Origin of the sequence: Arthrobacter sp. CAN_A6, from assembly GCF_015751715.1 — a bacterium.
Taxonomy (GTDB): Bacteria; Actinomycetota; Actinomycetes; order Actinomycetales; family Micrococcaceae; genus Arthrobacter_D.
The window spans coordinates 75,185-86,671 of the sequence record NZ_JADOUV010000006.1 but is presented as its reverse complement, the minus strand read 5'-3'; the positions used below and the strand labels follow the sequence as shown (position 1 = coordinate 86,671).

General features: G+C 66.1%; 12 protein-coding genes. 8 read left to right on the top strand and 4 right to left on the bottom strand.

What is annotated here, in order from left to right:
- Positions 1-24: 24 nt before the first annotated feature.
- The 8 genes from IWX75_RS11380 (at position 25) to IWX75_RS11350 (ending at position 6,821) form a co-directional block, all read left to right on the top strand.
- Positions 25-768: a sugar phosphate isomerase/epimerase family protein gene (locus IWX75_RS11380; protein ID WP_196822366.1), complete on the top strand. Its 744-nt coding sequence runs from the start codon at positions 25-27 to the stop codon at positions 766-768.
- On the top strand, positions 765-1,904 hold the full coding sequence (locus IWX75_RS11375; RefSeq protein WP_196822365.1) for a Gfo/Idh/MocA family protein: 1,140 nt from the start codon (positions 765-767) through the stop codon (positions 1,902-1,904). The genes IWX75_RS11380 and IWX75_RS11375 overlap by 4 nt, the downstream gene beginning before the upstream one ends.
- A gap of 15 nt (positions 1,905-1,919) precedes the next feature.
- The gene (locus IWX75_RS11370; RefSeq protein WP_196822364.1) at positions 1,920-2,933 is read left to right on the top strand and encodes a sugar phosphate isomerase/epimerase family protein; all 1,014 of its coding nucleotides are present in this window, start codon (positions 1,920-1,922) and stop codon (positions 2,931-2,933) included.
- Positions 2,934-3,074: 141 nt separating this feature from the next.
- On the top strand, positions 3,075-3,686 hold the full coding sequence (locus IWX75_RS17720; protein WP_334684281.1) for an acyltransferase family protein: 612 nt from the start codon (positions 3,075-3,077) through the stop codon (positions 3,684-3,686).
- Positions 3,613-4,299 (top strand): hypothetical protein, encoded by a 687-nt coding sequence (locus tag IWX75_RS17715; RefSeq protein WP_442858972.1) that lies wholly within the window; start codon positions 3,613-3,615, stop codon positions 4,297-4,299. Before IWX75_RS17720 ends, IWX75_RS17715 begins: the two co-directional genes overlap by 74 nt.
- A 10-nt stretch (positions 4,300-4,309) precedes the next feature.
- Positions 4,310-5,155 (top strand): ammonia-dependent NAD(+) synthetase, encoded by an 846-nt coding sequence (gene nadE / locus IWX75_RS11360; RefSeq protein WP_196822363.1) that lies wholly within the window; start codon positions 4,310-4,312, stop codon positions 5,153-5,155.
- Between the two features lie 5 nt (positions 5,156-5,160).
- Positions 5,161-5,970: an exodeoxyribonuclease III gene (locus IWX75_RS11355; RefSeq protein ID WP_196822362.1), complete on the top strand. Its 810-nt coding sequence runs from the start codon at positions 5,161-5,163 to the stop codon at positions 5,968-5,970.
- Complete coding sequence (locus IWX75_RS11350; RefSeq protein ID WP_196822361.1) at positions 5,967-6,821, top strand: hypothetical protein; 855 nt, start codon at positions 5,967-5,969, stop codon at positions 6,819-6,821. The genes IWX75_RS11355 and IWX75_RS11350 overlap by 4 nt, the downstream gene beginning before the upstream one ends.
- A 30-nt stretch (positions 6,822-6,851) precedes the next feature.
- Here IWX75_RS11350 and IWX75_RS11345 read toward each other — a convergent pair whose 3' ends face one another.
- The 4 genes from IWX75_RS11345 to IWX75_RS11330 all read right to left on the bottom strand — a co-directional run bounded on the left by IWX75_RS11345 (position 6,852) and on the right by IWX75_RS11330 (position 11,259).
- Positions 6,852-7,868, bottom strand: coding sequence for a LacI family DNA-binding transcriptional regulator (locus IWX75_RS11345; protein WP_196822360.1), 1,017 nt, complete (start codon positions 7,866-7,868; stop codon positions 6,852-6,854).
- 2 nt (positions 7,869-7,870) lie between these two features.
- Positions 7,871-8,833 (bottom strand): carbohydrate ABC transporter permease, encoded by a 963-nt coding sequence (locus IWX75_RS11340; RefSeq protein WP_196822359.1) that lies wholly within the window; start codon positions 8,831-8,833, stop codon positions 7,871-7,873.
- The gene (locus IWX75_RS11335; protein ID WP_334684280.1) at positions 8,830-9,795 is read right to left on the bottom strand and encodes a carbohydrate ABC transporter permease; all 966 of its coding nucleotides are present in this window, start codon (positions 9,793-9,795) and stop codon (positions 8,830-8,832) included. The genes IWX75_RS11340 and IWX75_RS11335 overlap by 4 nt, the downstream gene beginning before the upstream one ends.
- Positions 9,796-9,900: 105 nt before the next feature.
- A complete protein-coding gene (locus IWX75_RS11330; protein WP_196822358.1) occupies positions 9,901-11,259 on the bottom strand; it encodes an ABC transporter substrate-binding protein in 1,359 nt (452 codons plus the stop codon).
- Between the last annotated feature and the right edge of the window lie 228 nt (positions 11,260-11,487).

Here is an 11,487-nt window from a genome sequence, read left to right as displayed (position 1 = left end):
ATCCGAGAACAACAAGGAGACCCAGTGCACCCCAGCACGCTGTCCGTCCAGCTGTACACCGTCCGGGACGCCATCGAGGCCGACCTCGACGCCACGATCGACCGCATCGCCACCATCGGTTTCCGCCAGGTGGAACCGTACGGCTTCACCTCCCGGACCGCCGACCTTGCTGCCGCACTTCACCGCAACGGTCTCACCGCACCCTCCGGGCACGCTCCCCTGCTGTCCTCCGAGCAGGCCCCGATCTTCGAGGCAGCGCGTGCCCTCGGCATGACCACGGTGATCGACCCCTTCGTTGATCCTTCCCGCTGGCTTTCCGAGGACGGCGTCAAGGCCACGGCCGAAGCGCTGAACGCCGCAGCCGACGCCGCAGCCTCCTATGACCTCCGCGTGGGCTATCACAACCACTGGTTCGAGGTGGAAACCGACTTCGGCGGCCGCACCGGGCTGGAAGTGCTCAGCGCCCATCTCTCACCGGAGGTGGTCCTCGAGGTCGACACCTACTGGGTCACCGTCGGCGGGCGATCGCCGGCCGCCCTCCTGGGGAAGCTCGGCGACCGCGTGAAGTTCATCCACGTCAAGGACGGTGATATTTCCCGGGACAACAAGGCACAGGTCGCGGTGGGGGCCGGGAGGATGGACATCCCGGCCGTGCTGGCCGCAGCCTCGGCGGTGGAGACCTTCGTCGTTGAACTCGACGACAGCTCCGGGGACCTTTTCACCGCGCTCGAGGACAGCTTCACCTACCTCACCAGGGACGAAGCGTGAAGCAGGACAGAAGACAGGAAACGGCAGCACGCACAGGCGGCCCCGTGGGCATCGGCATCATCGGAGCCGGCGTCATCAGTGAGCAGTACCTGGCGAGCTTCGCCGCCTTCCCCGATGTGGCAGTGCATGTGATTGCCGACCTTTTCGAGGAAACCGCGAAGGCCCGGGCCGTACAGTACGGAATCGCGGAGTCCGGGGGTATCGACGCCGCACTGAACCACCCCGACGTCGAGATCATCGTCAATCTGACTCCCCCGGCCGCCCACGTGGAGATAGGCCTCGCCGCGATAGCAGCCGGGAGACACGTGTGGTCCGAGAAGCCCTTCTCGCTGGATCTCGACAGCGGCCGGATCCTGCTGCAGGCAGCCGATAACGCCGGGTTGCGGCTCGGGTGCGCGCCTGACACCTTCCTCGGCGCCGGCTTGCAGACCGGCCTCCGGATGATCTGCCGCGGCGACATCGGCACGCCGCTCACTGCGCTTACGCTGATGCAAAGCCCCGGCCCGGAAGCCTGGCACCCCAACCCCGCCTTCCTTTTTCAGGAGGGAGCCGGTCCGCTGTTCGATATGGGACCGTACTACCTCACGGCGCTCATCCAGGCCTTCGGACCGATCTCCTCGGTGGCAGCGGTCGGCTCGAAAGCCAGGTCGACCCGCGTGATCGGCTCCGGGCCGAGGGCCGGCGAGGAGTTCGATGTGACGGTTCCCACCCATGTGGGAGCTCTCCTGAAGTTCCGGGAAGGAGCATCGGGCCAGAGCGTCTTCAGCTTCGAATCTCCGCTGGTCCGCCAGAGCTTCCTCGAGATCACCGGCACCGAGGCCACCATTTCCCTCCCGGATCCCAATCGGTTCGACGGTGACATCCGGTTGAGGCGTGCGGGTTCGGAGGAGGAGGAGACGGTGGTATCCATCGGCTCGACCTGGGGCCGGGGTGTCGGAGTCCTTGAGATGGCCCGTGCCATCCGGACCGGTTCGGCCCACCGCGCCCAGGGCCTCGCCGCCTTCCACGTGCTCGACGCCATGGTCGCCATTTCGACGTCGATCGGCGCCGCAACCTTCGTCGACGTGGCCAGCACCGCGGCAGCCGCCCCGCCGCTGGACGAGGACTGGGACCCGACAGCATCCACGCTCTCCTAACGAAGAAGGAAAACCATGGGACGCAACTACACCCTGTTCACCGGCCAGTGGGCCGACCTCCCGTTCGAGAAAGTCGCCGAACTCGCGAGCCGGTGGGGCTACGACGGTCTCGAAATCGCCGTTTCCGGAGACCACCTCGACGCGTGGCGGTGGGACGACGACGCCTACATCCAGGACCGCCTCGACATCCTGGAGCGGAACAATCTGAAGGTGTGGGCCATCTCGAACCATCTCAAGGGCCAGGCGGTGTGCGATGACCCCATCGATTTCCGGCATGAGGCCATCGTGGGGCCCCGCGTCTGGGGCGACGGGAACCCCGAGGGCGTCCGCGGGCGCGCCGCGGAGGAGCTGAAGCTTACAGCGCGCCTTGCACAGAAGCTGGGCGTGAAGACAGTGGTCGGCTTCACCGGATCCTCCATCTGGCAGTATGTCGCCATGTTCCCGCCCGTCCCGGCATCGATGATCGACGCCGGCTACCAGGACTTCGCCGACCGCTGGAACCCCATCCTCGACGTGTTCGACGAGTGCGGAGTCCGCTTCGCCCACGAAGTCCACCCCTCGGAGATCGCCTATGACTACTGGTCCACCCAGCGCGCCCTCGAAGCGGTGGGACACCGTCCGGCGTTCGGCCTGAACTGGGATCCCAGCCACTTCCTCTGGCAGCAGATCGATCCGGTGGCGTTCATCTCGGACTTCGCCGACCGTATCTACCACGTGGACTGCAAAGACACCAGGATGCGCATGGGCGGCGGCCGCAATGGCATCCTCTCCTCGCACCTGCCCTGGGGGGACCAGCGCCGCGGCTGGGACTTCGTCTCGACCGGCCGGGGCGACGTGCCCTGGGAGGACAGTTTCCGCGCACTCACCGCGATCGGCTATGACGGCCCGATCTCCGTCGAATGGGAGGACGCCGGAATGGACCGCCTGCAGGGGGCACCCGAAGCGCTGGCCTTCCTCAAGCAGTTCGACTTCGCCCCGTCGGACACCTCATTCGACGCCGCCTTCACCCAGGCTGCACCCGGCCAGTAGGAGCAACGGCTTCTCGAGTGTCCGCTACGCGTGACGCGCCCGCTACACCTGCCTAACATGGTCCTCACCCGTGCCCGATGGTCCGGGAAGCGGCAGGCCATTCGGGCACTCCGTTGCGCGATCGTCGGGGATTGGTTCGACATGACAAGCATTCAGGCGAAGCCTGCCGGGCCGGCGTCCGGTGGCCGGCCCGGGACCCTTGTCCCCGGGCGTGACCGCTACCTCGACCTGCTCCGGGCCATAGCACTCGTGCGCATCGTGGCGCTTCATACCTTCTTCAATGCCGTGTGGCTCACCGTCGTCTTCCCCTCCCTGGGAGTCATGTTCGCCCTTGCGGGAGCGCTCATGGCACGGTCACTCGAGCGGCCTGCCCTCGAAGTGTTGAGGAGCCGCACGAGGCGTCTGCTCCTGCCGCTCTGGGTCTACAGCCTCACCGTCGTCGGCCTGCTGTCCCTTCAGGGCTGGCGGCCTGCCGAAGGCGACGCCGGGGGCTGGTGGCTACGCCTGATGCTGTGGTTCGTACCCCTCGGGGACCCTCCTTTCCCACAGGTGGACCCAGCAGCCAGCGACTACAGTGCGCTCGCCTGGGGGGGAAGGTGCCGCCGACATCCTCTGGTACATCCGCGCGTATTTCTGGTTCGTCCTGCTGTCCCCCCTGCTGCTCAAGGCGTTCCGGCGCTTGCCCTGGGTGACACTGTTCTTCCCGCTCGCCCTCACGGTCCTTCTCGCGACCGGCACGGTGGGCCTTCCTGATCCGGTTGCTTCTGTGGTCGACGGGTTCGCTACCTACGGGTCCTGTTGGGTGCTGGGTTTTGCGTATCAGCTGGGGTTCCTGCAGGCGCTCCCCCGCGTCGCTACTCCGCTGGTGGCGACGCTCCTCATGGCCGCCGGCTTCTGGTGGGCAGCAGGTCACCTCGGTGACACGGGTTGGGATCTCGGAGCGATCCCCCTCGCGCAGGCGCTCTGGTCCTTCGGGTTCTGTGTCCTGCTCCTGCGCATCTCCCCATCCTGGTCGGCGCTGCCCCGTCCGCTGCGGATCCTCGACGGAATGATCACCCTGATCAACAACCGCGCGATCACCATCTACCTCTGGCACATAGTGCTGCTGATAGCGACGGTTCCCCTGATCGATCAGCTCTGGAACGTCCCGTTCCTCGAAACGTCGTTCGCCTGGCTGCTGGGCAGCGAGGCGCTCCAGTTCGCTGCCGTCTGGATGATGCTCGGACTGGTGATCCTGGCGGTCGGCTGGGTCGAAGACGTCGCTGCACGCCGGCCACCCCGCCTGTGGCCCTCCGGCAAGGGGCGATCGGGCGGGGCCCCGCACCGCAGTGATGCCCGTAACGCCCGTGAAACCTCCGCCGGGTAGCCTAGGAAACATGCGGAAACTGCAGGCGATCATCATCGCGGAACTGGGCGTCCTGCCCACCATCGAACCCGTCGCCGAGATCCGGAAACGCGTCGGATTCCTCAAGGACTACACCCGGGCCACCGGCACCCGCGGTTTTGTGCTCGGCGTGAGCGGGGGGCTGGATTCCACCCTCGCCGGCAGGCTCGCCCAGCTCGCCGTCGACGAGCTGCGGTCCGAGGGTTCCGACGCCGATTTCCTTGCCATGCGCCTGCCCTATCGCGTGCAGCAGGACGAGGACGACGCCCAGAAGGCACTCGAGTTCATTCGGCCGCGTACCTCCCTGACCTACAACGTGGCTCCGGCGGTCGACGGTTTCCAGGCGGAGTTCGCGCGGGCAACCGGTGAAAGCATCGCCGACTTCACCAAGGGAAACACGAAGGCCCGGGCCCGCATGGTGGCCCAGTACGCCGTCGCCGGGCAGCACAACCTGCTGGTTCTCGGCACCGATCACGGCGCCGAGTCCGTCACCGGGTTCTTCACGAAGTTCGGTGACGGCGGTGCGGACATCCTTCCCCTGTTTGGGCTGAACAAACGGCAGAACCGGGCCCTGCTCCGGGAGCTCGGCGCGGGCCCCGATCTTTACGACAAGGTGCCCACGGCCGACCTCCTCGACGAGCTGCCCGGCCGGGCGGACGAATCCGAGCTGGGGCTCACCTACGACCAGATCGACGACTACCTCGAAGGCCGGGACGTCGGGGAGCCGGCGGCAGACGCGATCGAGCGCAGGTATTGGATCACACGCCACAAGCGGACGGTACCGGTGACTCTCCTCGATTCCTGGTGGAAGTCCCCGGGGCCTGCATTGGTAACGTAGGACCCGTGAAGATTGCCACCTGGAACGTCAATTCCCTCCGTGCCCGCACCGACCGCGTGGAGGCCTGGCTGAAGCGCTCCGACGTCGATGTCCTCGCCATCCAGGAAACGAAGTGCAAGGACGAGAACTTTCCGTGGGAGATGTTCGAGAACGCCGGCTTCGAGGTGGCGCACTTCGGGCTGAGCCAGTGGAACGGGGTCGCGATCGCCTCGCGGGTGGGGCTCGACGACGTCCAGCGCACCTTCGAAGACCAGCCCACCTTCGGGAAGCCCGGCGTCGAGCCCGTGCAGGAAGCCCGTGCCATCGCCGCGACCTGCAACGGGGTGCGGGTCTGGAGCCTCTACGTCCCCAACGGACGTGCTCTAGATGATCCGCACATGCCATACAAGATCTCCTGGCTCGACACGCTCCGCGGGCACGCGCGGGAATGGCTCGCTGCCGATCCCGAGGTGCAGCTTGCCCTGATGGGTGACTGGAACATCGCGCCGCAGGACGAGGACGTGTGGGACATCGACCTCTTCGTCAACGGCGGCTACACCCACGTCAGCCCGCCGGAGCGTGCTGCGTTCCAGGGATTCCTCGATGCCGGCTTCAGTGACCTTGCCCGCCCCTTCACCCCCGGGCCGGGCCTCTACACCTACTGGGACTACACCCAGCTGCGGTTCCCGAAGAAGGAGGGCATGAGGATCGACTTCGTGCTCGGTTCCCCGGCCCTGGCGGCACGCGTGACGGGAGCATCGGTGGACCGCGAGGAACGCAAGGGCAAGGGAGCATCGGACCATGCACCGGTGATCGTGGAGCTCGGGGATTCATGACGCAGCCGAAATCGGCGGGGACCCTGATGCCCTTTCCCTATGTCTCCTTCCTCCGGGTCTACGAGCCGCTGGACGCCTTCAGCGACGCGCAGCAGCTCAGCATCCTCGGGCAGCGGTCGCGGGAACGGCGCATCACCGAGGAACTCGATCGGGAGCAATCGCTCCGGCGGATGCTGCGCACGGTTTCGGACCCCTTCCCGCACCATGAGGCCGACCTCGTGCGGGTCCTCCACTACCCCATGGTGAGTGGGACCACGGCGCCCTACTACTGCCCCAACCAGCTCGCCGTCCGCACCACTCTGGCTGCCGAGTCACTCGACCACAGCCTCCGCGGGCCGCTCGTTGACGTGCTGGTGCCGGAAGCCGCACGCGAAGCCCAGCAGGCGCGCCTCGATCCCGACACTTTTGCTGATTCTGTGGCCAAGCTGCACACCAGGTCGGCCACGTGGGGCGTACCGTTCGCGTGGTTCGTGCTCATCCACGAGGACGACCTCACCGAGGTCATCGAGGACGGCGGCAAGGTCAGCACCGTGCGCGTCTCAGTGCGGATCAACGAGTGCATCGATCGCGGACGCAGGGCGGTGGCGCAGCTTGCTGTCGGCGCTCCCGAGCTCGACCTCCTCGATGAACTGACGGAGATTCTCGAGTGGCTCGAGATCTTCCGCCGGGACGCCGTGGTGGAGGTGGACTACGGGCCGGTAGCCGATCGCGTCTTCCCGGATGAATCCCCCCTGGACGTGCGGCTGGGTATCGAGAGCCTTGCCGAGGCCGACATGACGGGCGCTGCGGCGTCCTACCGGCGTCTCGCCTCCCGGTGGATCCCCATCCGCCAGCTCGCCCGGGCGTCGTGAAGAGAGCTTCCTGACGGAGGCCGCGGCACGTTACAGCCCGGGCCGCGGCGGCCCGGTCGACCTTCGCGCAACGAGCAGGTGGGGCTGGACCATCGGGGTCTCCACCGCCGGCTCTCCCGCGAGTTCGTCGAGCAGCAGGCCGGCCGCGTAGGCGCCCTGGTCCTCGGGCCGCTGGGCGATAGTGGTGAGCCCCATCGGTTCGGCGAATTCGTGGTCGTCGATGCCCATGATCGAGAGTTCACCCGGGACGGAGATCCCGCGCTCCTGGGCGGCCATGAGCGCGCCGAAAGCCATCTCGTCCGAGGAGCAGAGAATGGCGGTGGGGCGGTCAAGGGCGTTGTCGAGCAGCGTTCCGGCAGCGGCCTTGCCGTCGAGGAACCGGAAGTTCCCCTGGGCGTCCCACTGCGGGCGGACGGCCATCCCGTGCCTGCGCATGGTGCGGTCGAACGCTTCCTCGCGGATGCGTGGAACCTCGAACTCGATGCCGTACGAATCCCCTCCCCGCAGATGTGCGATACGCGTATGGCCGAGGCCGAGGAGGTACTCCACGGCCTCGGTCATCGCGGCGGCGTCGTCGATGCTGACATCGCGCATCCCCTGCACCGATCCGCCGACCACCACGCTCGGGGAATCGAGATCCTGCAGTGCACGGCGCTCCTCGGGGGTCAGCGCCATGCACATGACCAGCAGGGCGTCGATACGCTTGCGCAGGATGGAGCGGTGGAAGACCCGCTCGCGGTTCACCCCGGTGCCCCCGAGGCTGAAGACGATGAGGTCGTAGCCTGCAGCCCTGAGCCTGCGGTCCACGCCGTCGAGCATGGCCGAGAAGTACCAGCGGTCCACCAGCGGGAGCAGCACTCCCATGGCCATGGTCCGGCCGGAGGCGAGGCCCGAAGCGGCCGACGACGGCACGTAGCCCAGCCGGTTCGCCGTGCGTTCCACCCGGGCACGGGTGCCCGGGGAGACCCCGGGCAGCCCGCGTAGCGCGCGCGACACCGTTGCAGTGGAAACACCCACCGACCGGGCGACGTCGTCGATGCTTGTCACCGTCAGCCCTTGAGGCCGCCCGCCAGCAGTCCCCGGACGAAGTACCGCTGCAGGCCGAAGAACACCGCGAGCGGCACGATGATCGAGACGAAGGCGCCGGCGGTGAGCCGCTGCCACTCGCCTCCGCGTGAACCCTGGAGCTCGGCGAGGCGCTGGGTGATGGGCGCGACGTCGGCCCCTCCTCCCGAGAACACCAGGGCCACCAGGAGGTCGTTCCACAGCCACAGGAACTGGAAGATGCCGAACGAGGCAAGTGCCGGCGTCGCGAGCGGCACGATGATGCGCCAGAAGATGGTGCTGTGTCCCGCGCCGTCGACGCGCGCGGCCTCGATCACTTCGCCCGGGATCTCGGCGATGAAGTTGTGCAGCAGGAAGATCGCCAGCGGCAGCCCGAAGATGGTGTGGGCCACCCACAGTTGCGCGTAGGTGCCGCTCGGCAGGAGCTGGAACTCACCGATCGCGAGTACCTGGTTGAACAGCTGGAGGAGCGGGATGAGCGCCATCTGCAGGGGCACGATCTGGAGGGCGAAGACGAAGATGAACAGGCTGTCCTTACCCTTGAACCTTCCCCACGCGAACATGTAGGCGGCCATGGAGCCGAGGACCAGGGTGAAGATGGTTCCGGGGATCACGATTGCGAGTGAGTTGACGAAGTAGGACAGCAGGTTGGGCGACTGGCTGCCGCCGGGGCTGAGAACGTCCTCGTAGTTGGCGAGGGTGAACTCGAAGTCGGTGAAGACGTTCCACCAGCCGTTGCCCTTGATGTTCGCTTCGGGGCGGAAGGACGAGATGAACAGCCCGAAGGTGGGGATGGTCCAGATGACCGCGATGAGGACGGCGGCGATCGTTGCTCCGCGCGAGGTCAGGCGCTGCTTGACACGCCGCTGGATAGGCGGCTGGTCGTCGGACCTCGCCTTGAGCTCGGGGAAGACGTCCTTGGTGTTCTCTGCCGGGATGGCGCTCATCGGATTTCCTTCTGCTTGCGGAGCAGCCGGGCGTTGTAGACAACGATGGGCAGCACCATCAGGAACAGGATCAGGGCGAGTGCGGCGCCCCTGCCGGGTTCACCGGCACGGAACGCCTGGGTGTACATCTCGTTGGCCACCACCGAGGTCTCGTACTGGCCGGCTGTCATGGTACGCACGATGTCGAAGACCTTCAGCGTTCCGATGGTGATGGTGGTGACCACCACGATCAGGGATCCGCGGATGGTGGGAATGGTGACGTTGCGGAACTGCTGCCAGGCGCTGGCGCCGTCGAGGCGGGCGGCTTCCACGATCTCCGTCGGAATTCCCTTGATGGCAGCCGAGAGGACCACCATCGCGAAACCGGTCTGGATCCAGATCATGACTGCAATGAGGAAGAACGTGTTCTCCGGTGCGTCGAGGAGGAACTGCTTTGGCTCCTGCCCCAACCACACGAGGATCTGGTTGAACAGGCCGATCTGGTCCTGTTCGGGACCCTTGTACGCGTAGACGAACCGCCAGATGACGCCGGCTCCCACGAAGGAGATGGCCATCGGCATGAAGACCAGGGCCTTGAGCGTCTTCTCGCCCCGAGCCTTGTCGATGAACACCGCGTAGGCGAGGCCGATGGCCGACGCCAGCGAGGGCACGATGACCACCCAGATGACGGTGTTGCGCAGCGTGACGAGCGCCTCCGGCTGCGTGAACATCCAGATGTAGTTGTCGAGGCCGACGAAGGCACCGGTCCGGTCCGTGAAGGAAAGATACGAGGTCTGCAGCGCCGGGAGCACCAGGCCCACGGCCAGGAGGATCAACGCCGGGGCAAGGAACCCGGCGATCTGGAACTTCTCCCGCGACGATTTGGGCGCTCGGTCCACCACGAGCATGACCAGACCGATGATGGCGGCGAACACCGCCAGGCCCACCACCACCTGTAAACCTTTTTCTGCTAAATCTTCCACAGCCCAGCCTCCTTGGTGCGCAGTATGAAAGGAACGTTGACCGGCAGGAATGCCGCCGGCTGCTTCCGTTGCGGGAAGCAGCCGGCGGTGTTCCCACTGTGCTGGCTAGGAGCTGGGCCAGCTGTCCTCTACGGCGTCGGTGACTTCCTCGGTCGAGGAGCCGTTGATCCAGTTGACGATGCCGCTCCAGAAGGAGTTGGCACCGACGGCACCCGGCATCAGGTCCGATCCGTCGAAGCGGAAGACCGTCTCGGGATCCTGCAGCAGTTCGATCGACTGGCGGTCGAGGTCCGACGTCGCCAGCTCGGGGTCAAGTCCCGTGTTGGCGCTGATGGCTCCACCCTGCTCGACGCGGGCGTTGGCGAACTCGGCGCTCGCGAGGTAGGCCTGGAGGGCCTGGACCTCAGGTCGGTCCGCGTAGGCACCGATCATCTCGCCGCCGCCGGTGATTGCAGTGCCGGCGGCAGGATCCACTGGAGGCGTCATGAATGCCCAGACGTCGCCGTCCTCGGCAACGTTGGTTCCCTCTGCCCAGTTCGCTGCCTGGAAGGACGCTTGGTGGTGCATGGCGCAGCTTCCGTCGATCACGGGCTGGCCCGCTTCGGCGAATGGCGTCGACAGGATGGAGCGTGAGTCTCCGAACCCGCCGTTGACGTAGTCGTCGTTCTTGAGGATGTCGCCCACCTTGTCGAAGGATTCGACGATCTGGGGGTCGTTGAAGGGGATTTCGTGGGCAACCCACTGGTCGTAGACCTCGGGGCCGTGATCGCGAAGCACGGCGTCCTCGACCCAGTCCGTGCCGGGCCAGCCGGTAGCTTCACCGGATTCGAAACCGGCACACCAGGCTTTCATCTCTTCCTCTTCGCTGGCGATCGTCTCGGTCAGCTCCATCATCTCGTCCCAGGTGGTCGGGACTTCCCAGCCCTTCTCCTCGAAGGTGGCCGGAACGTACCAGACGTAACCCTTGATGTTGGCGAGCATCGGCGCGGCGTAGAACGTGCCGTCGACAGTGCCGTAGGCCTTCCAGTCCTCCGACCAGCCCTCGTCGACGAGGTCCGATACTTCCTGGGGAGCCGGCTTCAGGAAGCCGGCCTGCGCCTGGGCTGCGAGCAGGCCCGGCTGCGGGAAGATCGCGAGGTCGGGAGCAGTGCCACCCTGCGCACGGACACCGATCTGCGTCTCGAATTCCTTCGAACCCTCGTACACGACCTCGATTCCGGTGCAATCAGCGAAATCGAGCCATGAATTCTCAAGCCTTTCGGCCTCGACGTCCACGATCGTGGAGTAGACGCTGACTTCGGTGCCCTCGTGCTGTCCGTAGGACTCGTAGGCGGCGCAGTCCGCGTCACCGGATCCACCGGCTTCTTCGGATCCTCCGCCGGAACCACAGGCGGAAAGGGCAAGTGTGAGAACGCTCAGCGCTGCTACCGGCAGCACTGCTTTCTTCGAGCGGATAATCGCCATTAAAATAGACTCCTTCGTCTGACGGCACGCACCTGGTTCCCCCGGCCTCGAAAGAAAGGGATCAAACCATGCCGCCGCCTCACCAGATTGATATCCTGAGAGTAAGCGCTTACGTAGATCCCGACAACCGGAACGGGATCCGGACCCCCGGTTGATACCGAATTGTGATTTACGCCATAGCCGTCCGCCGTCCGCAGCACGCGGTCCTGCACCACCAAATCCCGCAAG

Bases quoted from the DNA above. Each gene is read 5' to 3' on its own strand.
- IWX75_RS11370 (WP_196822364.1), top strand. From the start codon at position 1,920: ATGGGACGCAACTACACCCTGTTCACCGGCCAGTGGGCCGACCTCCCG.
- IWX75_RS17720 (WP_334684281.1), top strand. From the start codon at position 3,075: ATGACAAGCATTCAGGCGAAGCCTGCCGGGCCGGCGTCCGGTGGCCGG.
- nadE (WP_196822363.1), top strand. From the start codon at position 4,310: ATGCGGAAACTGCAGGCGATCATCATCGCGGAACTGGGCGTCCTGCCC.
- IWX75_RS11350 (WP_196822361.1), top strand. From the start codon at position 5,967: ATGACGCAGCCGAAATCGGCGGGGACCCTGATGCCCTTTCCCTATGTC.
- IWX75_RS11340 (WP_196822359.1), bottom strand. From the start codon at position 8,833: ATGAGCGCCATCCCGGCAGAGAACACCAAGGACGTCTTCCCCGAGCTC.
- IWX75_RS11330 (WP_196822358.1), bottom strand. From the start codon at position 11,259: ATGGCGATTATCCGCTCGAAGAAAGCAGTGCTGCCGGTAGCAGCGCTG.